Origin of the sequence: Bradyrhizobium sp. HKCCYLRH3097 (assembly GCF_051167875.1) — a bacterium.
In the GTDB taxonomy this organism is placed as follows: Bacteria; Pseudomonadota; Alphaproteobacteria; order Rhizobiales; family Xanthobacteraceae; genus Bradyrhizobium.
Window position 1 is genome coordinate 18,065 of record NZ_JBNPTX010000010.1, and the last position, 24,434, is coordinate 42,498.

The following is a 24,434-nucleotide window of genomic DNA, read 5'->3' on the forward strand; positions in this document are numbered from 1 at the left end:
AAAGCCCCTGGTCATCATGTGTAGCATCTTCGCTGGAAGACTGCCCAGTCGCACAATCCCCGCTACTGTAGAACAAATATCTACTGGCGTTCTTGACACTGATTCGTCGGTTGAACCGAGAAGGAGTGATGCGAGCGCTCAAAGAGCAATAGTAACGCGAAACATCACAAATGACGCGAGTTCCAGGGTCTGTGCCAAGCCGAACATTTTACGTTGTCATGTTCCCGATTACACTGCTATGGAGGTTGCCTCCAGATGGCAACATCCATAGCAGCCGGCGCGCTGGACGCAGCGGCGAGCCTGAGCGTGTCCATTGATCGAGCGATCCAGCCGAGCCATGTCCACCGGACCACGATCCGGCTGCCGATTGTGCGGTCAGCCGATCTCCCCGCAGGCGCTCCCGCTTGGTGAGCTCCCGGTCTGCAACCGGTTCGCGCGTGAGAACCATGTCCAGCTTCGGATAACCCTCGACATCGTCGCGTGCGACACGTGTCAGCTCGTCCAGCTCCGCGAGCCTCCACCGCCAGACGTGCTTGTTCCCGAGGTGCCATGGATCCGCTACCGGGAGCCGGAAGGCCATCTCGACGCCCTGGTCGGAGAACTGCTGTCGTTGAAGCCGCGGGCCTGCACCGCCCTCGGGACCGGTCCGTTCGAGGGGCCCCTGCTGGGCAGGTTGCAGGCCCGCGGGCTCACCGCGAGCGCCCTTGCGCTCGGCGCCGCCGGCGCTCCGGGGCGCTATCCCTATCTGGAAACCTGGCAGGCCACCCTCCGTGCCGACCGGCTGGCTGCAGAAGCGACGCAGCTTGGCACTTTCGACATCGTATCGTGCCGCTACATCCTCGAGCACACGCCGGAGCCGGTGCAGGCGCTGCAAGCGCTCAGGGTTCTTCTAAATCCCGATGGCCTGCTGCTGATCGAAGTCCCCGACAGCAGCAAGTTCCTCGCGGCGCGCGACTACTGCTTCCTGTGGGAGGAGCATAGCTGCTACTTCGTCGAGGACACGCTGCGGCGCCTGGCTGAGGTGAGCGGCTATCGCGTTCTGGCCCTGCTTCGCTATCCGGGCGCCCTGGAAGATGCCCTGGTCGCCGTCCTCACCCCGGCCGATATTCCCGCCACTCCGGTGAAGCCCCGCGGACCTTCCAGCCTGTTCCAGGTCTATCGTGACAATTTCGCCCCCGCCCGCGCGCGACTGCGCAGCAAGCTGACGGACCTGGCCGGTCCCGACCGCGACCGGATCGCGCTGTTCGGCATCGGCCATCACGCCATCATGTTCGTCAACGCCTTCGGCCTGGCCGACCTGATCGCGGTGGCCGTCGACGATGATGCGGACAAGACAGGCTTTTTCCCCCCCGGCTTCCGTACACCTGTGGTAGGCTCCCAGCGGCTGCTGGATGACGAGCGGATCAGGCTCTGCCTGTTTGCGATCGCGCCGCACATCGAGGGCAAGGTGCGTGAAAAGCTCGCGCCGCTCGCTGCCAGGGGCGTGGAATTCCGCTCGATCTACGCGGCGCTCGACAATTCGATCATGAGGGATCACGCATGACGCTCGTCCAGAAATCCCCCGAGGTATTCCTGGCCGAGGGCCCCATTTCATCGGTGGGCGCGGCCGAGATCAACACCCTGAAGGCCGCGGTGAAGGCCAGCCCGAAGCGGCGGGCCCGCATCAACGCCCATCCGGACGGCGATGACAGCCTGCATGAAATGATCATCGCGATCGATTCCAGCTCCTACATCCGTCCGCACAAGCACCCCGGCAAGAGCGAGGCGTTCCACATCATCGAGGGCGAGGTCGATATCGTGGTGTTCGACGATGACGGCCAGATCGAGCGTGTCGTCGAATTGGGGCCGCCGGGCGGTGCGCGCCCCTTCTACTATCGCATGTCGAATGCATTCTTTCACACCCTGATCATCCGCAGCGACCTGCTGATCGTGCACGAGATCACCAACGGCCCGTTCCGCCCCGGCGCCAGCGTGTTCGCCAACTTCGCGCCCGAGGACAGCGACGCCGCCGGGGCCGAGGCCTATCAGGCCGATCTCGTCCGGCGTGTCGCCGCACGGCAGGGCGTTGCCGCATGACCAGCCATGCCGTCGTGGTCGGCGGCACCCGCGGCCTCGGCCGCGTGGTCGTCGAACGCTTCCTGGCGCGCGGCTGCGCCGTCAGCGTCGTGTCGCGGCAGCGCCCGGCCGATTTTCCCGATCAGCCCGGCTTGAAGCATTTTTCCGCCGATCTCGAGCGCAGCGAGAGCTTTGCCGGGCTCTGGGGTGAGATCGCCGAGGCCAACGGCCCGGTCCGCTACCTCGTCCTGAGCCAGCGCTTTCGCGGCCAGGGCGATCCCTGGGCCGGGGAAATCCAGGTCGGCCTGACCGCCTCGCGCGACCTGATCGAGGGCTTTTCCGGCCATTTCGCTGACGATGGCGACCGCGCCATCGGCGTGGTCAGCTCGGTCTATGCCGAATTCGTCGGCAGTTCGCAGCCGGTCGGCTACCATGTCGTCAAGGGCGGCCTCAACGCCATGGTCCGGCATTACGCCGCGACGCTCGGCCGGCGCGGCATCCGCGTCAACGCGATCATGCCGCTGACCTATCTGAAGCGCGAATCGCGCATCTTCTATGAGCAGAACGAGAAGCTGATGGAGACCTACCGCAAGCTGGTCCCGCTGGGCCGGCTCGGGACGGCCGAGGAATGCGCCGACGCCCTCGACTTCCTCTGCAGCCCGCGCGCTTCGTTCATCAACGGGCAGAGCCTGTTTCTGGATGGCGGAGTGTCCACAGTCTGGCAAGAAGAGGTCGCCAAGAGCTTCGCCGGCCTGTAAAACCCGCCGCAAATTCCTCTTCGGCCGACCGTCCCGCCTGCGGGATCGCCAACCCAGGATCGACACCTCATGCAGCACGTCAAGCACAAGACCGATTGCCGCCTTTGCGGCTCGACCTCGCTCGATCACGTGCTGCCGATCAGGCCTTCGGCGATCGGCGACGCGTTCGTGACGGCGGACCGGCTGGGCGAGAAGCAGGACCTCTACCCGCTCGACTGCTATCTTTGCCTCGACTGCGGCCATCTGCAGAATCTCGACGTCGTCGATCCCGACATCCTGTTCCGCGACTACACCTACCGCACCTCGGTCTCGCTCGGCCTCGTCGAGCATTTCAAGCGCTATGCGCAATCGGTGGTGTCCTCGCTCGCCATCCCCAAGGGCAGCCTGGTCGCCGAGATGGGCAGCAATGACGGCTCGCTGCTCAAGGCGTTCAAGAACGAGGGCATGCGCGTGCAGGGCATCGACCCCGCCCGCGACATCGCGGCGACCGCCACCAAGGAAGGCGTGCCGACGATCCCGGATTTCTTCACCAGCGCGCTGGCGGCCCGCATCAAGTCGGAGCAGGGCGAAGCCAAGCTGTTCTGCGCCAACAACGTGTTTGCGCATATCGACAACATGTCCGACGTCGTGAAGGGCATCCGCCTCCTGCTCGCCGACGACGGCGCCTTCGTGTTCGAGGTCTCCTACATCGTCGACATGATCGACAACATGGTGTTCGACACGATCTACCACGAGCACGTCTCGCATCACGCGCTGATCCCGCTCGAGACCTTCCTGAACCGGCACGACATGACGCTGTTCCACGTCGAACGCACCGGCACCAAGGGCGGCTCGATCCGCGCCTTTGCGCAGCCGAAATCGACCGGCAAGCGCCCGCGCTCGGCGGAGCTGTCGACGCTGATCGCCGAGGAGGAACGGCGCGGCGTCACCAAGCCGCAGATCTACCGTGACTGGTTCGTCGCCATCGAGAACTGCAAGCGCCGGGTGCTCGCTACTCTCGACGAGGCCATCGCCGCGGGCAAGCTGGTCGCGGCCTACGGCGCCTCGACCACCACCACCACCCTGCTCTACCATTTCGAGCTGGAGAACCGGATCAAGTTCATCGTCGACGACAACCAGCTCAAGCACGGCCGCTTCAGCCCGGGCGCCCACATCCCCGTGCTGCCCTCCAGCGAGCTCGCGACGCGAAAGCCCGACATCGTCGTCGTCCTCGCCTGGATCTATGCGGACCCGATCCTGAAGCGCAACCAGGCCTACCTGGACGCAGGCGGTCGATTCCTGGTGCCGCTGCCGGAGCCGCGGATCGTCGACGCCTCGGGCTCGGTCGCGATCTGAGCCGCGGCGGCGGCCTGAGCTGACCGGTTGACAGTGCCCTCGTAACATGGTCCAGCAAGCCCCGGCGATGGGCCGCCGGCGTGGCGGGGGTCCAACCGCATTCAGCTGGTAAGACAAACACTTACGGCTCTCGCGAGGTACAAGGATGACCACCCTGACCGATGGACAGGTCGAGCGGTTCGTGGTTGCGGATCGGCGTCGCATCTCCTGGGCGCGCTGCCGCGAGGACATCGCGCCTTTCATCACCCGTCACGTCACCTGGCGCGCGCTCGCTGCCGGTGACATCCGATCGAAATACCGCCGCACCATGCTGGGCCCGTGGTGGATCACGGCCACCAACGCGATCACCGCCCTGATCATGGGCACGGTGGCCGGCCGCTTCCTCGGCGCCGACATGAAGACCTACCTGCCCCACTTCATGGTCAGCATGACCATCTGGAGCTTCATCTCGTCCTCGCTCAGCGAGGCCTGCTATACGATGATCAATGCAGGCGGCATGATCAAAGCCGTCGACATGCCGATCCTGATCCATGTCATGCGCATGGTTCAGCGCAACCTGATCATCTTCCTGCACAACATCGCGGTGATCCCGTTCATCTGGCTCGTCTATCCATGGTCGGTCGGGTTCGGAATGGTCCTCGCCATCCTCGGCCTGATGATCGTCTACGTCTTCGTCGTCAGCGCCTCGGTGATCGTCTCGATGATCTGCGTGCGCTATCGCGACGTGCCGCCCGTCATGGCGGCGGTGCTGCAGCTCCTGTTCTTCATCTCTCCGATCATCTGGGAACCGTCGAGTATCCGCGGCGGCGAGCTCATCGTCACGCTCAATCCGATCGCCTATCTCTTGTCGGTCACGCGCGGTCCGCTGATGGGCGACGTTCCCGGCCTTGCGACCTGGGCCGGTGCCATTGGATCGGTCGCGGTCCTGACCGCCGCCATGATCTATATCTACACGCGCTATCGGTCGCGCGTCGTGTATTGGGCCTGACATCATGGCCGGGAGCTCTGGATCCGCCTCGAATGACTCTCATTGAAGCCAAGCAAATCGGCATCGAATTTCCGGTCGCGCCGCCGAACGCACGATCATTCCGGCATCTGGCCATCAAGGCGGCCTCGCGCGTCGGCGGCCGGGTCTCGAAGAGCGACGGCTCGTTCCAGTTCGTCCAGGCGCTCGATGACATCAGCTTCACCCTGAAGCAGGGCGACCGGCTCGGCCTGATCGGCCACAACGGCGCCGGCAAGACCACGCTGATCCGCGTGCTCGCCGGCATCTACGAGCCGACGCGCGGCTCGCTGCGGACCGTAGGGCGTAACGTTCCGATGTTCGACATCGGTCTCGGCATGGACGAAGAGGCCTCGGGCTACGAGAACATTCGCACCCGCGGCCTCATCCTCGGGCTCTCGCCCGAGGAGATCGAGCAGCGCGTGCCCGAGATCGCCGAATTTGCCGAGCTCGGCGACTATCTGGAGCTGCCGATCCGGACCTATTCCTCGGGCATGCTGCTGCGTCTCGTGTTCTCGATCGCAGCCTCGATTCACGGCGACATCATCCTGATGGACGAGTGGATCGCGGTCGGCGACGCGCAGTTCCGCAAGAAGACTCACGGCCGGCTGCAGGACATCACGATGCGCTCGGGAATCGTCGTGCTCGCCACCCATGATCATGGCCTGCTGCGCGACACCTGCAATCTCGGGCTCTATCTCGATGGCGGCCGCGTGCGGGCCTTCGGCGCCCTGGACGACGTTCTGAAAGAGCTGCCCAAGGTTTGAGCGGCCGGGCTCGACAGCATGCGGCAGGAAGCTCGCTGAACCATGACCACGACGCCCGCCCGCGCTGCCTCCCCGACCGTTACGCTGGTCGTCCCGAACTTCAACCACGCCCACTACCTGCCCGAGTCGCTCGGCAGCATCGCGAACCAAACCCGCGCCCCCGACCGCGTCATCATCATCGACGACTGCTCGACGGATGACAGCATCGCGGTCATTTCACGCTTCGTGGCGGAACGGCCGAGCTGGCGACTGATCCGCCACGAGACCAACCAGGGTGTCGTGCGCGGTCAGAACGAGGCCCTGGCGATCGCGGACACCGAATGGATCGGTTTTCTCGGGGCCGACGATGCGCTGCATCCGGCTTATCTCGAAAAGGCGATGGCGCAGGCGACCACCCATCCCGAAGCCGGTCTGGTCTTCGCCTGCTGCGAGATCATCGGCCCTCAGGGACCGTCCGCAAAACGGATGCTGCGGCCGGTGATGCTGCCGGCTTCCGCATCGGCGATGCTGACGCCGGCCGACGTTCGCCACGCGCTGCGTTTTGGCGACAACTACTTTTCGGGCACCACCTCGCTCTACCGCCGCACGGCCTTGCAGGCGCTCGGCGGATTCGACGTCAAGCTCGGCTCGTTCTCGGACGCGTTTCTCGCCCGGCGGCTGGCATTGACCTATGGCTGCTGCTTCATCGCCGAGGCGCTCGGCTACTGGCGCATCCACGGCCAGAACTATTCGACGGCGACCGCAACCGATCCGGCTTCGCTCAACGCCAAGCTCGCGGAGATCGGCGCGCTGATTGCGCAGAGCAGGCTGTTCCCAAAGGGGTATGAGGATGTGTTCGCCCGGCGCAATCGCTTCGGCGCCGCGCGGATGGTACTGGGCGGCGATACGGCAGCGTCGGCCAAGGCAGCGCGCGTATCCGCCTTGCTCGACGGCAATGCGCTCGATACGCACCTGCTTGGGCTGATGTTGAGCCTCGGCGCAAGCGGCCGCCTTGCTGCGCTGGCTTGGATCACCTTGCGGACGCGGCCGATGTCGCTGTCTCGCCTGCTCGCCCAGGCCGCCACGCGACGGGCGATCTTGTCCACCACGCCCGGCTATCGCGCGCCATGACGGTCCGCGCCCCCTTCGGCTCTCTCCGGCGCCGCCTCGGCGCGAAGGCGGCGCCTGCGCCGATCCGCGCGATGCCGACGGCGCAACCATCGCCGCAGGCGCCGCGCAGCCGCTGGTCGCCGCGGACGTGGCTGACGACATCCGCATTTCGTCTCTACGCGTTCCTGAGCGCGCGGCGCCGGCAATTGCTGCCGCTGACCACTCGTGCCGCGAACATCGTCGACAGCAGGCTCATCGTTGCGCCGGCCGGGGCGACGCTGCTCCGGCTGATGGACCGGCAACTGGCAAGGGGATCGCGCCTTGGCCGTTTGCTGGCGCTGACGACCTCGACCACGTTGGCCGCCGCCGCGCAGGTTCATCTGGCCGCAAGCCGCAAGCCGAGCGCGCTGCGTGCGGTGCGGATCTTGAACCTGATCTTCCGCAGCAACGTGCGTGCGCGAGCCGGTGTGGGCGCGCAGGCCTATTTCACCACGCTGGCGCTGTGCAGCGCCTATGACCGGATCGTGCGCGACGTGCCACGGCCCGAGACGATCGACAGCTTCGCGATCAATTTCGCGGTCGGCGTCGCCCACATGTATCGCGACAATCTGCCGGTCGCGGCCCATTTCCTGACAGCGGCTGCGGCCTCCGGCGACGGCAACGCGCTGCGCAAGCTCGGCGCCGTCCACGCCTTGGCCGGCGACCACGTCCGGGCCGCCGCCTGCTTCAGGGCGTCGGTCGCGCGCGATCCCCGCTCGGTGATGGCGCACCAGAACTATGCCGGCGGCTATGATCCGTCGACCTACACGCCGAGCGCCTGGGAGCTGGAGCATGCCGGCGAGCTCCTGATCTACGACAATCTGATCCAGCTCGGCGAGAACTTCTATCACCAGGGCCGTTACGAGGACACGTTCCGCTGCTATCAGGCCGCGCTCGACCATCAGGACGCCTTGGCGGCCAAATGGTCGATTCCCGGCGCGCTGATCGATCGGATTGCCGGCGCCAGCAGCATCTTCGATCCCGCGCTCCCGGTCCGGCTGCTCGGCTACGAATGGGTGACGCTGATCGGCCACATCGGCTTCATCGACTGCCATTTGCGCATGGCCGCGCTCGGCATGCTGCCGCGCGCCAACTACGTCCTGCTTGCTCCGGCGAGCAAGGTGGTCAACCAACCGTTCCTCAGGCTGTTCGCGCCGCATGTCACGATCGTCGAGGACCCCGCTCTCGTCGACGACCTGCTGCCCTATCAGCGGCTGGTCGGCGACCAGTTCATCGCCGTCCGCGGCCAGGACGGCCTGGCTGAGCCATGGGCCCACGCGGCGTCGCGCGCGCAGGTCGCCTGGGCCGAACAGCGGCGGCTGCCGATCGTGAAGGTCCCATCGGAGCTGATGGACACCGGGGCTGCCAGGCTGCGCGCCGCAGGTGTCACCGCGGACTGGTTCGTCGCGATGCACATCCGCGAGGGCGGCTATCATGGCGACGGACCAGGCACCACGCGCCAGCATCGCTCCGCCAATGTCGGCGACTACCTGGACGCCATCGCCGCAATCACCTCACGCGGCGGCGCCGTGGTCAGGCTCGGCGATCGCAGCATGACGCCGCTGCGCGGCATGGCCGGCGTGTTCGACTACGCGCACAGCGACATCAAATCGGCGGAGATGGACCTCTATCTCTGCGCCGCAGCTCGTCTGTTCGTCGGCACGACATCGGGCCTGACCACGGCCGTGCAGGCGCTGGGAACGCCGATGCTGCTGGTCAACTGCATCTCCAACGACTGCCAGTTCTGGCATGACCGCACCGACTTCACCGTGCGGCCGGTCTATGACCGGCGTGGACGGCGCTACCTCTCGCTGCGCGAGACCTACCGCCAGCCGCTGCAGGCGCTGCTGATCGACACCGCCGTGCTGGCCCGTCACGGGCTCGAAATCCACCCCAATACCGCACAGGACATCACGGCAGCCGTCCGCTACAAGCTCGATTGCCTGGACGGAACCGGCAGATCCCTGCGTGAGGGCGGCCCGCAGCTCGATCGCTATCGCGCAGCGCTCAGCAGCAACCCCTACAATTTTGGTGCTGCGCTACCGGTCCCCGCGTTCCTGGACCGCCTGCCCGAGCTGCTGCACTGAACGCGTAACCCGGCCTCGGTTCGATCAACGCCCGCGACGGCCATCGCGGGTCGTTTTCCAGTGCTTCGGGGCTCCCGTTAACCTCCGAGCAAGATCGATGCCCTGTAACTTGGGATGGTCGCGATTCGGCTCGGCAGCGCGTCGATACGGTCGAGCCATGCGCCGCTCATGCGATTAGCCGGAACTGAGGCAATGCCCGGAGTGTCCACCTTACAGTCGGTCACGACCTCACCTCCGTACGACGCGGGGGTCCCTCCGCCGTCGAATCCCGTGGAGCTGCCCGACGAGGCGGTCCAGGCCCAGCTCGCGCAGGGTGACTTCGGCGGGATCGGCGCGGTCACCGCGGTGAGCGCCGGCGGACTGACAATCAATCTGCTGTTCGACACGGCGGCGATGAATGCACCGGCGAGCTTTCGCGCCGGCATTCAGCAGGCCGCCGCGATCCTCACCTCGATGATCTCGGATCATATCACCGTCAACATCAAGATCGACTATAGCGGCGTCGGCGGCGGCGCGGCGGCCGGTCCTGACGGCGGCCAGTGGATGAGCTATTCGAGCGTCAGGTCCAACCTGATCAACTATGCCAGCCCAGGCGATACCACCTTCAATGCCCTGCCGGCGGGATCCAGCATCCAGGGACAGTCCTACGTCGCGGTGTGGAATTCGCAGCTGAAGCTGTGGGGCGGCCTCGGCGCCAACGATGCAACCACCGACGACGGCAGCGCGACCTTCGCGACTGACATCAATTCAAACCTGCTGGTCGGCGTGGCGCTGCACGAATTGACGCACGCGTTCGGCCGCGTGCCCTACGGGCCGCAGCCGGACGTGTTCGATCTGTTCCGCTTCTCCAGCCCGGGCGTCCGGCTGATGACCGGCGGCGCGACGGCGGGGACCGCGTATTTCTCGGTCGACGGCGGCTATACGAAGCTCGCGGATTACGGCCAGTCCTCGGACCCCAGCGACTTCCTGAACAGCGGCGTGCAGGGCGGCAACGATCCGTTCAACGAATTCTACACCTACAGCACGCTGCAGACGCTGACGGCCGTGGATCTCAAGCAGATGGACGCGCTCGGCTTCCATCTCGTTTCCGCAACGCCGGTGACGATCGAGGCGCTGGGATCGACCAGCCTGGTGCAGCTCGGACTGAGCTACTTCCTCAATCCGGTCGGCGGCGGTACCGGACCGCAGATCAAGTTCGGCGGCAGCATCGTCCAGCCCGGACAAATGGGCGGCTGGACCCCGATCGCGGGCGAGACCAGCGGCAGCGGCTATCAGGTCGCCTGGAAGATGTCGGGGGCGGATCTCTACACGGTGTGGAATGTCGACAGCAGCGGCAACTACACCGGCAATGCCATCGGCGCCGTCTCGGGAGGCACGGCTGCATTCGAGGCGTTCGAGACGTCATTCCATGAGGATTTGAACGGCGACGGCATGATCGGCATTCCCACGACGGTCATCGAGGCCGTGGGATCGACGAGTCTCGTCCAGGCCGGCAACGGCTATTTCCTCAATCCCGTCGGCGGCGGCACCGGCCCGCAGGTCAAGTTCGGCGGCGCCAACCTGGTGGTCGGTCAGCTCGGAGGCTGGACGCCGATCGCAGCCGACGTCGTGGGCAGCGGCTATCAGATCGCCTGGAAGATGGCCGGCGCCGACCTCTACACGGTCTGGAATACCGACAGCAGCGGTGCCTATACGACGAATGCGATCGGCGCGGTCAGCGGGACCAACAGTGCGCTGGAAGCGCTGGAAACCAACCTCCACCAGGACCTGAACGGCGACGGCACGATCGGCATTCCGACCACCGTCATCGAAGCCCTGGGATCGACCAGCCTCGTCCAATCCGGATCCAGCTACTATCTGAACCCGGTCGGCGGCGGCACCGGTCCGCAGGTCACGTTCGGCGGCTCCGTTCTCGTCGTCGGTCAGCTCGGCGGCTGGATGCCGATCGCGGCGGACACCGTCGGTGGCGGCTATCAGATCGCCTGGAAGATGACGGGCGCGGACCTGTATACGGTCTGGAATACCGATAGCAGCGGCGCCTATACGAGCAACGCGATCGGCGCCGTCAACGGCACCAACAGCGCGCTGGAAGCACTGGAGACGAACCTCCATCAGGATCTGAACGGGGATGGCACGATCGGCATCCCCTCGGCCGTGATCGAAGCGCTGGGATCGACGAGCTTGGTGCAATCCGGTTCGACCTACTTCCTCAATCCGGTCGGCGGCGGCACCGGGCCACAGATCGTGTTCGGCGGCAGCGTCGTCACCGTTGGTCAGCTCGGCGGCTGGAACCCGATCGGCGCAGAGAGCTCCGGCGGCGGCTACCTGGTCGCCTGGAAGATGGCGGGAGTCGACCTCTACACGGTCTGGAATACCGACAGCGGCGGCGCTTACGTCAGCAATGCAATCGGCGCCGTTCCGGGCGGCTCGGCGGCGCTGGAGACGCTGGAGACCAGCTTTCATCAGGATCTGAACGGCGACGGCACCATCGGTGTGCCCGCGCACGTCGCGGCGAGCACGCAAGCCGTGACGCTGGCCGGTGGCCCGGACGTGGTCCTGACGGTGCCCGGCAGCTTCGGCGGCTCTCTGATCGGGTTCGGCAGCAGCGGCGATCAGATCGACCTCAACGGCATCGCCTTTCATTCGCTGCAGGCGCATTTCGACGACAGCAGCGGGCTGCTGTCGCTCAGCGACGGCGCGAGCAGCACCTCGTTGCATTTCCTCGGACCGCTGTCGCAGGACAGTTTCCGCTTCGCCAATGACGGCCAGGGCGGCACGATGATCTCGGCGGCCGCGGGTCCGGCGAGCGGCCCTGCTCCGCAGGCCGTCTCCCTGGCAGGACACGACACCTTCGTCTTCGCCGAGCATTTCGGCCAGGTCAGCGTCGCCGACTTCCATCTGGGCAGCGACGCGATCGTCATCAGCCACGACCTTTTCGCAAGTCAGGCGGCTCTGCTGGCGTCGATTCACGACGATGCGGCCGGCAACGCCGTGATCACCGATGCCGCGCAGGACACGATCACCGTCCAGCACGTCACGACGGCAGACCTGCTGACCCATTTGTCCAGCTTCCACCTGGTCTGATCGGCGCGCCAGCGGTCTTCGGGGCAGGCTGGCGGGAGCGATCCGCTGCAGCGCACGCTCCGATCTCCGCGACCGTCCGGAGCTGCCACCCCCGAACACAATCAATGGTTGAAATCGATCAAACAGATCGAACAATGACGTATGGCCGGAGCCGCCATTCTTCGGTACCATTTTATACAAGATCGAGGGGCATCACTGCGCGATGCTTCAATCCCATTTCGCCTGTCGGCCTCGAGGACAGGATCACCATCGCTGCATGCATGCTTTACCAATCTGGCCGTACCGAAGACATTCCTGACCGTTGGCGGGAAGCTGCCGAGTCCCTCATTTTCGATCCTGTTGCTGGCGGCCGTCACGAGTCGCATGTGCAGCAGCCTGCCGCGCCCGCCGAGTACGAATTCAAGCCGGCCTCCGCCATCGCGCAGACGCTGCTTGGCCCGGCCGGGCAGATCGATCCTGCCCCTCCTGCGCCGAGCGCCGATGCTCCGAGCGAGGCGCCGGGCCTCCTCGCGCACGGCGACGGCGAGGCAACGGTGGTCGCACAACTCTTCGACGTGAGCGCGCGGGCCCAGACGTCGGCCCAGGAGGCGGCCGAGCTAACGGCTCGGACGGTGGTCGCCGGCTCGACCTGGCAAGTCACCGAGACGTCCTTCCATCCGGCCCCAGCGATTGCGGGCAACGTCTCCGTCGAACCGGCGTATGCCGGGCCAAGCACCAACGAGACCGGATTCGTCCTCTCGATCAGCGTCGAGATGTGGTCAAGCGCCAGCGCATCGCTGCAGACATGGTCGTTCAGCAGCCTCGGAAAGCCCGCGACAGCGCAGGCCGGGCCGAGCGGCGCGCCCGCGCCGTCGCTTCAGGACGCAGTGACGGAAGCCATCGCCTCGGCGGTCAGTGCACAAGGTGCGACCAGCGCCCAGGTCGTTCAGGCGCTCGGCGGCAACTCCACGGGCGTGACGGGAGCCGGCATCAAGATCGGCGTCCTCTCCAGCAGCTTCAACAATCTCGGCGGCGCCGCTGCGGACGAAGCCGGCGGAGCCTTGCCTTCGGCCTCCAAGATTCAGATCCTCAAGGATATGCCATCGGGCGGGACGGACGAAGGCCGTGCGATGATGCAGGTCATCCACGACATTGCGCCTGACGCCAGTCTCGCCTTCTATACCGCGTTCCAGAGCGAACAGGACTTCGCCGACGGCATCATCGCGCTCGCCAATGCCGGCTGCAAGGTCATCGTCGACGATGTGAGCTATTCGGACGAGCCGTTCTTCCAGAACGGCGTTGTCGCCCAGGCCATTCAGACCGTTCAGGCCATGGGCGTGACCTATGTGACGTCGGCCGGCAACAACGGCAGCACGGCCTATCAGACGTCCTGGACCTCGATCTCCGGCAGCATCGGAGGAATGTACTACGATGGCAATGCGCTGAGCTTCGGCGGCAACATCGCGCAAACCATCACCGTGACCGCGGGCGCCAACCTGCTCGTGCAATGGGACGAGGCTTGGGGTCAAGCCGCGTCTCATCTCTCGGTCAACGTGTACCAGAATGGACAATATCTCGGACACGTTCCCAACAGTTATCAGAACCCGTGGATCGGCTTGCATTTCGCGGTCTCCGGCACCTACCAGATCGTCATTGCGGACGTTTCCGGCTCCACGCCATCGACGATCAAGGAGATCCTGGCAGGCAACGGCCTCCCGGTCTCCATCAGCGGCGCCAATATCGGAACTGTCTTCGGTCACGCGATGACCCCGGGGGTCATCACCGTCGGAGCCGTCGATGCCGCCAACACGCCTGCCTTTGGCGCAACACCGGTCTCGGAAAGCTTTTCATCGTCCGGCGCCGGGACCGAGATCCTGTTCGCCAACGACGGCACGCGCCTTACGACGCCGCTCCAGCTCAGCCCGGTCGTGGTCTCCGGCATCGACAACATCTCGACGACCGTCACCGGAATGACCGACTTCTACGGCACCTCCGCAGCCGCACCGAGCGTTGCCGCGATCGCGGCCTTGATCCTGACGGCCAACCCGACGCTGAGCTACGCCAACGTCTCGGAGATCCTGCAGCAGACGGCGGTGCCGATGGCCAATCCGGCGGTCGCCGGCGCGGGTCTCGCCCAGATCAATCCTGCCGTCGGATCGGCCCCCTATTTCGCCAACACCATCGTCGAGGCGCTCGGATCGATCAGCCTCGCCCAGGTCGGCGTCATCTACGATCTCAACACCATCGGTGCGAGCACATCGGTGGCGCTGCGGTTCAACGGCGCCAACGTCGTCGTTCACCAGCTCAGCAACTGGACGCCGATCGGCGTCGAAGCCAATGGAAGCGGCGGCTACGAAGTCGCCTGGACATTCCAGGGGCAGGATCTCTACACCGTCTGGAACGTGGACAGCAGCGGCAACTACATCGGCAACGCGATCGGCGCCGTCTCCGGAAGCTCGTCCGCTTTCGAAACATTCGAGACGGCGTTCCATCAGGATTTGAACGGCGACGGCACGATCGGCATTGTCAGCACGGTCATCGAGGCCGCGGGGGCCACGAGCCTGGTCCAGTCCGGCAACGGCTATTTCCTCAATCCGGTCGCGGGCGGGACAGGACCGCAGATCAGCTTCAACGGCAGCACCGTCAGCCCCGGGCAGCTGGGCGGCTGGACTCCGATCGCTGCAGAGGCCGTCGGCGGCGGCTATCAGATCGCCTGGAAGATGGCGGGCAGCGACCTCTACACCGTCTGGAACGTCGACAGCAGCGGCAACTACACGGGCAACGCCATCGGCGCGGTCAATGGCGCCAGCAGCGCGCTCGAGGCGCTGGAGCCGAACTTTCACCAGGACCTGAACGGCGACGGCACGATCGGCGTTCCGAGCACGGTCATCGAGGCCGCGGGATCGACAAGCCTGGTGCTGGCCGGGTCGAGCTATTTCCTCAATCCCGTCGGCGGCGGCACTGGTCCGCAGATCATGTTCGGCGGCAGCATCGTGACCGTCGGTCAGCTCGGCGGCTGGGCGCCGATCGCCGCGGAGCCGTCCGGCAGCGGCTATGAGATCGCCTGGAAAATGGCGGGCGCCGATCTCTACACCGTCTGGAACACCGACAGCAGCGGCAACTATACCGGCAACGTCATCGGCGCGGTTGCGGGAAGCTCCGCAGCCCTGGAAGCGCTGGAGCCCAGCTTCCACCAGGATCTGAACGGCGACGGCACCATCGGCGCCCCAAGCGTGACACCGAGCGGCAGCGTGATCGAAGCGCTCGGGTCTACCAGCCTGTCGCTGTCGGGCACGACCTACCTGATGGCGCCGGTGTCGGGAGGCACCGCAACGCAGGTCATGTTCGGCGGCAACGTCATCGTTGCCGGCCAGCTCGGCGGCTGGGCGGCGATCGCTGCGGAGGTCTCGGGCGGCGGCTATCAGGTCGCCTGGAAGATGGCCGGCGCCGACCTCTACACGGTCTGGAACACCGATAGCAGCGGCAACTACACCGGCAATGCCATCGGCGCCGTTTCCGGCAGCTCGACGTCCCTTGAAGCCCTCGAGAGCAGCTTCCATCAGGATCTGAATGGCGACGGCACGATCGGGATCCCGACCGTCAGCTCGGTGACGGCGAGCGCAGAGACGGCCACGACGTCGGGTGCGACCGACCTGGTCCTCGCCGCGCCTTCCTTCAGCGGCAATCTCATCGGATTCGGTAGCACCGCCGCTCAGATCGATCTCAAGAGCATCGCATTCACATCGCTTCAGACGCATTTCGACGAGACGAGCGGAATGCTGTCGCTGAGCGACGGGCCCAACAGCGCGTCGCTGCACTTCGTCGGCCCATTGTCGCAGGACAGCTTTCACTTCGCAGCGGACGGCCAGGGCGGCACTCTGATCTCCGGGACCTCGATCTCCGGCGCGGCATCCTCATCGGTGTCGCTGCAGGGACACGACACCTTCGTGTTCGCCGAGCATTTCGGTCAGGTGAACATCGCCGACTTTGCGGTCGGCACCGACAAGATCGTGTTCAGCCAGAGCATCTTCGCGGACCCGTCCACGCTGCAGGCCGCCATCCATGACGACGCCGCGGGCAACGCCGTCATCACCGATCCGGCACTCGACACCATCACGATTCAGCACGTGTCGACGGCCGAGCTGCTGTCTCATCTGTCGAGCTTCCATCTGGTCTGAGACCGGCGGCATTCGAGGCGTCGTCTCCGCCATTCGGCGGGCGAAGGGTGCCCGGCGGGCGGTTTCCGCCCGCCGCAGGACAGATAACGGCTCGCGCGAGGGCCGCTCTTGCCCTATACGGCGCTTCGACCATCCTACACCGTGAGTTTGATGCCCCCGCCCCGCTCCGCTTCGCCGCGCCGCCTGCTCTACGTGGCCAACGAGGATTACGCCTTCCTGATGCATCGCCTGCCGATGGCGCGCGCGGCGCGCGAGGCCGGCTACGAGGTGCATGTCGCGACCAACGTCAATGCCGGCGCCGCCGCGATCGCCGCCGAGCGGTTCGTGCTGCATCCGATCCCGTTCCAACGCGGCGGGCTGTCGCCGTCATCAGCCCTGCCCACGATCCGCGCGATCCGCGCCGTCGAGGCTGCGATCAGCCCCGACGTGGTGCATCATTCCGGATTGCAGTCGAGCGTGCTCGGCTCGCTCGCCGCGCTTGGACGCACCACTCCGGTCGTCAACGCCATGACCGGCCTCGGCTATGTGTTCACATCGGCGAGCTGGCGCTCGCGTCTGCTCAAGCAGGGCCTGCTGTGGCTGCTGCCGCAGCTCATGAACCGGACACCGAGCTGCGTGCTGGTCCAGAATCCCGACGATCGCGAGGCGCTTCAAGCCATGGGCGTCCGGGGCGACAAGATCACGCTGATCCCGGGCTCGGGCGTCGATACCGACCGCTTCCAGCCGCTGCCAGAACCGGACGGGCCGATCACCTTCGGCTTCGCAGGACGGCTGCTGACCGACAAGGGCGTCCGCGCCCTGGTCGCTGCGCACCGCATGCTGCGCCAGCAGGGCCGCGACGACCAGTTGCTGATCGCCGGCTCGCCTGATCCGGCCAATCCTGCCTCAGTCTCGGCCGAGGAGGTCGAGGCCTGGCGGAAGGAACCCGGCATCACCCTGCTCGGCCAGATCAAGGACATCACCGAGCTCTGGCGCCGCTGCCACGTGGCCGTGCTGCCGTCGCATCGCGAAGGACTTCCGGTCAGCCTGCTGGAGGCCGCCGCCTGCGCCCGGCCGCTGATCTCCACCAATGCACCCGGCTGCCGCGAGATTGCGATCCACGACCAGACCGGACTCGCCGTGCCGGTCGAGGATGCGGCGGCGCTCGCGCAGGCGATGGCGCAGCTGGCGGCGTCGCCCGAGATGCGCGCACGTTATGGCGCGGCGGCCCGTCAACTGGTCGAGGACAAGCTCTCGGCCAGGATCATTGGCCGTTCGGTGGTGGCGCTCTATGATCGCCTCATCTCGGCCGCAGAGGTCCGCGGATGATCGCCGATCCCACCGCGGTCCTTGCCGCCATCGCCGTGCTCGCGGCCGCGATGTGCGCCATCCTGATCGTGCTGTTGCGTCCAGTGCTCCAACGCTACGCGCTGGCGCGGCCGAATGCGCGCTCGTCGCACAAGATCCCGACGCCGCAGGGGGCCGGCATTGCCGTGATCGGCGCCACGATCGTTGTCGGCGGCGCGTTCGCCTCCGTGGCCGGTTTCGCGCCGCTGCTGATGCTGTTCATCGCCGTGCCGATGCTGGCGCTGGTCGGCCTGATCGACGACATCAGGCCGATCCCGGTGCTGCCGCGCCTGGTCCTGCAGGGATTGGCCGTCGGCCTCGTCGTATTCACCGCGCCTGACGATCTCAGGCTGTTTCCGATCCCGCTGGCGGTCGAGCGCGCGCTGCTGCTGATCGCCGGCCTGTGGTTCGTCAACCTCGTCAACTTCATGGACGGGCTCGATTTGATGACCGTGGCCGAGGCGGTGCCGATCACGGCGGCGCTCGTCCTGTTTGGCCTCTCCGGTGAACTGCCCTGGCCGGCGACCACCATCACTGCGGCGCTGGGTGGCGCCATGCTCGGCTTTGCGCCCTTCAACCGTCCCGTCGCAAAGGTCTTTCTCGGTGATGTCGGCAGCCTGCCGATCGGGCTGCTGCTCGGCTGGGGCCTGCTCCATCTTGCCTGGCAGGGCGACGTCGCAGCGGCGCTGCTGCTGCCGCTGTATTATCTGATCGACGCCACTTTCACCCTGTTGCGGCGGATGGCGCAGCGCGAGCCATTCTGGGCGGCGCACCGCACGCATTTCTATCAACAGGCCACCGATAACGGCTTCACCGTCTCGCGCGTCGTCAGCGAGGTGTTCATCCTCAACGTCGTGCTTGCGACGCTCGCAGCCATCTCGGTCGCGCAGCGTTCCATGACGGCCGACGCCATCCTGCTCATCTTCGGTCTCGGCGCCGTCACCTGGGTGCTGAGCCGCTTCTCGCGGCGGCGCCATTGAAGACTCAGGCCGCGCTCGAGCCGAATTCCGGCACCGCATCCTTCAGCACCGACTTGATCGTCACTGGATCATTGCGCGCGATCGCCTGATCGAGCGCCGCGATCCAGGCCTTCAGCGTCGGCATCGGCGGCTCGTTCGGGTTGGCGGCCATGATGCCGGCGACACCGATCTCGACCGGCGGCTCCTCGCTCGCAAACAGGATTTCGTTGAGGCGCTCGCCGGGCCGGATGCCCGTGAACACGATCTCGACGTCGTAGCCCGGCTGCAGGCCGGACAGGCGAATCATGCGCTCGGCCAGTTCGACGATGCGGACCGGCTGGCCCATGTTCAGCACATAGACCGAGACGTCCGGGCGCTGCGGCGCCAGCGCATGCGAGGCCGCGGTGATCACGAGATCGCAGGCCTCGCGGATGGTCATGAAATAGCGCACCATGTCCGGGTGCGTCACCGTGACAGGACCGCCCGCCTCGATCTGGGCCTTGAACTTCGGCACCACCGAGCCGTTCGACGCCAAAACGTTGCCGAAGCGCACCGAGATCAGCCGCATCGGCGGCCGTCCCACCGGCCGGTCGGCGAGCTGGCGATCGAGCGCCTGGCAGTACATTTCGGCGAAGCGCTTGGTGAGGCCGAGCATCGACACCGGCTCGATCGCCTTGTCGGTCGAGATCATCACCATGGCCTCGGCCCCTGAGGCCACCGCGGCATCGGCCACGTTGATCGAGCCGAAGATGTTGGTCTTGACGCCCTCGCTCCAGTCGCGCTCGAGGATCGGCACATGCTTCAGGGCGGCGGCATGGAAGACCAGATCCGGCTTGAACTCGCCGATCAGCGCGAACACCCGGTCGCGATCGCGGATGTCGGCGATGCGCCCCTCGACGGCGACGGCAGCCTCGGGATCGGCCGCGAGCACCTCGGTGATCGCGTAGAGCGCCGGCTCGGAATTCTCCAGAATGAGCAGCCGCGCCGCGCCGAATGCCACGACGCGCTGGCAGATCTCGGCCCCGATCGAGCCGCCGCCGCCGGTGACGACCACCGCCTTGCCACGCACCAGCGCTTCGAGACGTCCGTAATCGATCTTCTCGCTCGGCCGCAGCAGGAGGTCCTCGACCGCGACCGGCGCGAGCCTCGGCGCATCGCCGCTCTCCAGCGACGGCAGGCGGCTCACGATCAGGCGCAACCGGCGCGCCCGCATCAGGAAGGTTTCCGGATGACAGTCCGGATCGAACGCCGTCGGCATCATCAGGGCGCGCGCGATCGGCCGGTCGCGGCGGGCGAAGTCGGCCGCGACATCCTCGACATCGTCGATGCCGCCCAGCACCGGCACGCCGCGGATCAACTGCCCCCGGTCGGCGGCCGATGGCGAGAGAATGCCGATCGGCCAGATCCGCTTGACCGCGCCGCTCTCGATGCCGCGCAGCACGACCTCGGCGTCGGCAGCACGGCCGATCAGGAGCGCGGGGGCAGCGTCCTCGGACCGCGCGTGCCGTCGCACCCGCGTGTAGCGGAAGTAGCGATAGGCGAAACGCAGCGCGCTCAGCGCAAAGATCTCCAGGAACCAGTAGAGAATGATCGTGAGCTTGCCGAAGAAGAAGGTGCCGCGGACGTTCGGCGCAACGATGATGTAGTCGAGAACCAGCAGCGCCAGCGTCAGCACGGTCGCGACTCGGACGATGTTCAGCGCGTCCGGCAGCGAGATGAACCGCCACTTCGTCGTCAGAAGGCTCGAGAAGTAGAAGACGACGAAGCTGAAGGCGATGAAGTACGGCAGGATCTGCAAGAGCAGCGGCACCCGCTCCCAGAAGGTGCTGGCGCCTTCGAAGCGGATATAGAACGCCGCGAACAGCGCGACGACGCTGACCAGGAGGTCATGCGCGGCGATCAGCATATTCCGGTAGGTCAGTTGAGACGGACGCGTCATGGTTCGAGCGTCCCCTGCCTAGCATCAGGCGGCGTCCGCGATCGCCACACCATTCCGCCGGCCACGCCGACGCCGATCACGTACATCCACCCCTCGTGGAAATCGAAGATGTGGGAATTGAACAGCGAGGTGAAGATGTTCTGCACGACGACGAGCAGCCCGATCCAGGGCACCAGCCCGTCGCCGCGGAACAACAGAAGGTGCACGGCCCACATCGCGTAGAGAATCACGATCCCGAGCGCCCCCCATTGGACCGCCACGTAGAGCGTCTGATTGTGCGGATTGCTGACGACCTGGCTCGAGGAGAGGTCGCGCGACCCGCTCGCGGCCAGCTCGAACAGATGACGCGTCGAGCCCGAGCCGTGCCCGATCAGCGGCGCGTCGGCCAGGAACCGCAACGACTTGCGCCAGAACTCGAGCCGCTCGCCGATCGACGTCACCGCGCGATCGTTCCTGTAGTCCTGATATTGGCTCGTGAACGTCGCCACCTTGCCCTGCAATTGCGGGGACACGGTCCATGCCGCGAGGCCCAGCGCAAGGGCAACGGCCGCGATCAGCAGGTTGGCACGCCATTTCAGGTGGATCAGCCCGAACACCGCAAGCAGGATCGGGATCGTCACCAGCGCGGTACGCGAGACAACGATGAAGATCATGTTGGCGAGGAACGCGATCATGATCGCAGTGAGCAGGCCGGCCGGAAGGAAGCGGCGGGCGCGCAGCAACTGGGCGATCGGATAGGCCAGCGCCACGGCGCAGAGCGAGAACTCCTGGCCCTGGTCGATGTAGTTCTTCACGAAGATGCCGCGATCGGCATTGGCCTTGAGCGCGAGCGCAGGATTGAACGCGACCGCGGTCGACACCACGACCATCAGCACGCAGGAGGCGAGAAACGCGGTGAAGACCCACAGGCCGCGCTCCGACCGCTGGAAATGGTAGAGCAGCGCGGGCAGCACCAGAAGCTTGGCCGCAGGTCCCACCGCGTAGAACCGCGCGCCCCATGCGACGTCCGACCACAGCGTTCCCACCAGCGCCAGCAGGAACAGCGCGATCGGCGCCAGCGCGATCGGCCGCTTCAGGACCTGCAGCAGACGCTCGACATCGAGAAACGGCACCATCGTGATCAGCATGACGACGCCGAGGATCGACACCAGCGAGGTCGACCACGGCAGCGAGGCCGCCAGCAGAATCGCCACGACATCGACCGTCGTCCGCCACGCCGCCGGATCGCGCCAGCGGCGCGCCAGCAGCGCCGGGCCGGGATGACCTGCCAGCGCGCTCATCGCGCCTCGCTCCGGGCGCGATCGACCAGCGCGGTCGTGCTGTGCCCTTTCAGGATGTCGATCAGGATCACCTCGCCGCCGCCGGCCTCGACGACCTCATGCCCCACCACCTGCTCGCGCGTATAGTCGCCGCCCTTGACCAGGACGCTCGGCCGGACCAGCTCGATCAAGCGGAGCGGCGTGTCCTCGGCGAAGATGGCGACGAGGTCCACCGCCTCGAGCGCGGCCAGGACCTCGGCGCGCGCGCGCTCGTCCTGCACGGGCCGGCTTTCGCCCTTCAGCCGCTTGACGGAGGCATCGCTGTTCAGCCCGACCACGAGCCGGTCGCAGGCGGCGCGCGCCGCGGTCAGCACCTTGACGTGGCCGGGATGCAGAATGTCGAAGCAGCCATTGGTAAAGCCCACGCGCAGGCCCTCTCCCCGCCAGACCTCGACGCGGGCGGCGAGCTCGTCATCGCTCTCGATGATCTTCTCCTCAGCGGCACGATAGGCATGCGGCAGGATCTTTCGGCGCAGCTCGGCCGATGTCACGCTGGCGGTGCCGTGCTTGCTGACGGCCACCGCCGCCGCGGCGCTCGCCATCCGCAACGCATCCGCCCAGGCGGCGCCGGCCGCGAGCGTCGCGGCAAGCACCGCAACAACCGTGTCGCCGGCGCCGGAGACGTCGCGCACCTTCACGGGATAGGCCGGCACGTGAATCGGATCGCCCTCGCGCGGGACCAGCGTCATGCCGCGCTCGCTCTGCGTCACCAGGATCGCCTCGCAGTCCGCGAGATAGATCGCATCCTGCGCGGCCGCGGCGATCTCCTGTTCGGTCTCGGCGCGGCTGCGGGTCGCTTCCGAAAACTCCTTGCGGTTCGGCGTCAGCACGCTCGCGCCGCGATAGATCGCGAGATTCGCGCTCTTGGGATCGACGATGACGCGCTTGCCGGCCTTGCGCGTCGCGTCGATCACGTTGCGCAACACGCGCGCCGTGAGCACGCCCTTGGCGTAGTCCGACAGCAGCACGATATCGGCCCGCGCGATCAGTGGCAGGATGGCCTCGATCAGCTTCTGCTCGATCTCGCCGGCCGCCGGTGCGGCGCGCTCCCAGTCGGCGCGGAGCATGTGGGTGGAGAAATGCTCGGAGACGAAGCGCACCTTGCGCGTCGTCGGCCGCGAAGGATCACGGACAAGCACGCTCTCGATGCCGCCCTCCTTGGCGAGCTCGGCCTCCAGCTGGTCGCCGGCCGCATCCTGCCCGACGAGACCGACGAAGATGCAGCGGGCGCCGAGCGCGGCGATGTTGCGCGCGACGTTGCCGGCACCGCCGATAGTGGTCTCGCTTCGCTGGACCGCGATGACCGGCGCCGGCGCCTCGGGGGAAATCCGCGACACCTCGCCATAGACGAACTCGTCCAGCATCAGGTCGCCGATGCACAGCACCGTCTGGCGGGCGATCGCTTGCGAGAGATCGTCAAAGTCGAACATCAGCGGCAGTCTCGGTGCAATGGTCGGAACCAGATCGTCTAGCGGAAGCGGTCGGCGGAATCGAGATAGTTCCGGATATAGCCAGCGACCGCATCCTCGAGCGACGTGAAGCCGCCGTTGTAGCCGGCCGCCAACAGCCGGTCGACCTTGCTCTGGGTGAAATACTGGTAGCTGCCGCGAATCGCTTCGGGCATGTCGATGTACTCGATCCGCGGCGTCGCACCGAGCGTAGCATAGGCCGCCAGCATCATGTCCTTGAAGCTGCGCGCCTGGCCCGTGCCGACGTTGAACAGGCCCGAGACGGAGGGAGAGGCCAACAGCCACAGCATCACGCGGACGACGTCGTCGACATGGATGAAGTCGCGGCGCTGGTCGCCGTCGGCGATGCCTTCGCGGTGCGACTTGAACAGTTGCAGCGTGTGTCCGGCCTTGATGTCGTCGAAGCGGCGGGTCAGCACGCTCATCATCGATCCCTTGTGGTACTCGTTGGGACCGAACACGTTGAAGAACTTCAACCCGGCATATTGCGGCGGCAGCCTCTCGCCGCGCTCGGCGCGCGCGGCCACCGCCATGTCGAACAGATGCTTGCTCCAGCCATAGAGATTCATCGGCCGCAACGTCTTCAGCGCCGCCAGCGACGGCTCATCGACGAAGCCCTGCGCGCCGTCGCCATAGGTCGCCGCCGACGAGGCGTAGATGAACGGCGTGGTGTTGGCCGTACACCAGTCGAGCAGGCGCAAGGAACTGCGGAAGTTGCGCTCCATCACGAGATCGCCGTCGACCACCGTGGTCGCGGAGATCGCGCCCATGTGCAGGACGGCCTCGAGCCGGCGCCCCTTCAGCCAGACGTCCAGATCGGAAGGCGGCACGACGTCGGCCAGCTGCCGCTTGGCCAGGTTGCGCCACTTGCCCTCGCTGCCGAGCGTGTCACAGACCACGACATCGGTCCGGCCGGCGTCGTTCAGCGCCGCGACCAGATTCGATCCGATAAACCCGGCGCCGCCGGTCACCAGCAACATTCCGCAACCCGTCCTGATCCCGAAAACCCCGGCCCTCGCGTAGCGCATGCGGCGGCAAAGTGTAAGCG

Annotated in this window: 16 protein-coding genes; 12 read left to right on the top strand and 4 right to left on the bottom strand. The window is 66.3% G+C overall.

Annotated features, from left to right (window positions below; translation table 11 throughout):
* The first annotated feature begins 337 nt into the window (after positions 1-337).
* The 12 genes from ACQR0U_RS22535 to ACQR0U_RS22590 all read left to right on the top strand — a co-directional run bounded on the left by ACQR0U_RS22535 (position 338) and on the right by ACQR0U_RS22590 (position 18,680).
* Positions 338-1,543, top strand: a complete 1,206-nt coding sequence (locus ACQR0U_RS22535; protein ID WP_315712827.1) for a class I SAM-dependent methyltransferase — start codon at positions 338-340, stop codon at positions 1,541-1,543.
* The gene (locus ACQR0U_RS22540) at positions 1,540-2,076 is read left to right on the top strand and encodes a WbuC family cupin fold metalloprotein (RefSeq protein ID WP_315712828.1); all 537 of its coding nucleotides are present in this window, start codon (positions 1,540-1,542) and stop codon (positions 2,074-2,076) included. The genes ACQR0U_RS22535 and ACQR0U_RS22540 overlap by 4 nt, the downstream gene beginning before the upstream one ends.
* Positions 2,073-2,813, top strand: coding sequence for an SDR family NAD(P)-dependent oxidoreductase (locus ACQR0U_RS22545; protein ID WP_315712830.1), 741 nt, complete (start codon positions 2,073-2,075; stop codon positions 2,811-2,813). Before ACQR0U_RS22540 ends, ACQR0U_RS22545 begins: the two co-directional genes overlap by 4 nt.
* Before the next feature lie 69 nt (positions 2,814-2,882).
* Entirely contained in the window at positions 2,883-4,148 is a 1,266-nt protein-coding gene (locus ACQR0U_RS22550; RefSeq protein ID WP_315753257.1) for a class I SAM-dependent methyltransferase, read from the top strand.
* Positions 4,149-4,293: 145 nt separating this feature from the next.
* Complete coding sequence (locus ACQR0U_RS22555; protein WP_315712833.1) at positions 4,294-5,136, top strand: ABC transporter permease; 843 nt, start codon at positions 4,294-4,296, stop codon at positions 5,134-5,136.
* Between the two features lie 32 nt (positions 5,137-5,168).
* The gene (locus ACQR0U_RS22560) at positions 5,169-5,918 is read left to right on the top strand and encodes an ABC transporter ATP-binding protein (RefSeq protein WP_315712834.1); all 750 of its coding nucleotides are present in this window, start codon (positions 5,169-5,171) and stop codon (positions 5,916-5,918) included.
* 42 nt (positions 5,919-5,960) lie between these two features.
* A complete protein-coding gene (locus tag ACQR0U_RS22565) occupies positions 5,961-7,028 on the top strand; it encodes a glycosyltransferase family 2 protein (RefSeq protein ID WP_315825079.1) in 1,068 nt (355 codons plus the stop codon).
* On the top strand, positions 7,025-9,133 hold the full coding sequence (locus tag ACQR0U_RS22570) for a TIGR04372 family glycosyltransferase (protein WP_316186977.1): 2,109 nt from the start codon (positions 7,025-7,027) through the stop codon (positions 9,131-9,133). The genes ACQR0U_RS22565 and ACQR0U_RS22570 overlap by 4 nt, the downstream gene beginning before the upstream one ends.
* A 192-nt stretch (positions 9,134-9,325) precedes the next feature.
* A complete protein-coding gene (locus tag ACQR0U_RS22575; RefSeq protein ID WP_316225667.1) occupies positions 9,326-12,217 on the top strand; it encodes an NF038122 family metalloprotease in 2,892 nt (963 codons plus the stop codon).
* Between the two features lie 365 nt (positions 12,218-12,582).
* Positions 12,583-16,374, top strand: a complete 3,792-nt coding sequence (locus ACQR0U_RS22580; RefSeq protein ID WP_434872259.1) for a S8 family serine peptidase — start codon at positions 12,583-12,585, stop codon at positions 16,372-16,374.
* Positions 16,375-16,524: 150 nt separating this feature from the next.
* Positions 16,525-17,682 (top strand): glycosyltransferase family 4 protein, encoded by a 1,158-nt coding sequence (locus ACQR0U_RS22585; protein ID WP_315768705.1) that lies wholly within the window; start codon positions 16,525-16,527, stop codon positions 17,680-17,682.
* On the top strand, positions 17,679-18,680 hold the full coding sequence (locus tag ACQR0U_RS22590; RefSeq protein ID WP_316201827.1) for a glycosyl transferase: 1,002 nt from the start codon (positions 17,679-17,681) through the stop codon (positions 18,678-18,680). The genes ACQR0U_RS22585 and ACQR0U_RS22590 overlap by 4 nt, the downstream gene beginning before the upstream one ends.
* 4 nt (positions 18,681-18,684) lie before the next feature.
* On the opposite strand, the gene ACQR0U_RS22595 is transcribed toward ACQR0U_RS22590, so the two are convergent.
* Genes ACQR0U_RS22595 through rfaD form a run of 4 tightly spaced genes read right to left on the bottom strand, consistent with a single transcriptional unit; the run spans position 18,685 to position 24,366 of the window.
* Positions 18,685-20,598, bottom strand: coding sequence for a polysaccharide biosynthesis protein (locus ACQR0U_RS22595; protein ID WP_315825085.1), 1,914 nt, complete (start codon positions 20,596-20,598; stop codon positions 18,685-18,687).
* Positions 20,595-21,878 carry an O-antigen ligase family protein gene (locus tag ACQR0U_RS22600; RefSeq protein WP_316166173.1) on the bottom strand — a complete coding sequence of 428 codons (1,284 nt, stop codon included), beginning with the start codon at positions 21,876-21,878 and terminating at the stop codon, positions 20,595-20,597. Before ACQR0U_RS22600 ends, ACQR0U_RS22595 begins: the two co-directional genes overlap by 4 nt.
* On the bottom strand, positions 21,875-23,347 hold the full coding sequence (rfaE1, locus tag ACQR0U_RS22605) for a D-glycero-beta-D-manno-heptose-7-phosphate kinase (protein WP_316166172.1): 1,473 nt from the start codon (positions 23,345-23,347) through the stop codon (positions 21,875-21,877). The genes ACQR0U_RS22600 and rfaE1 overlap by 4 nt, the downstream gene beginning before the upstream one ends.
* A gap of 38 nt (positions 23,348-23,385) precedes the next feature.
* On the bottom strand, positions 23,386-24,366 hold the full coding sequence (gene rfaD, locus ACQR0U_RS22610; RefSeq protein ID WP_315768713.1) for an ADP-glyceromanno-heptose 6-epimerase: 981 nt from the start codon (positions 24,364-24,366) through the stop codon (positions 23,386-23,388).
* Positions 24,367-24,434 lie beyond the last annotated feature (68 nt).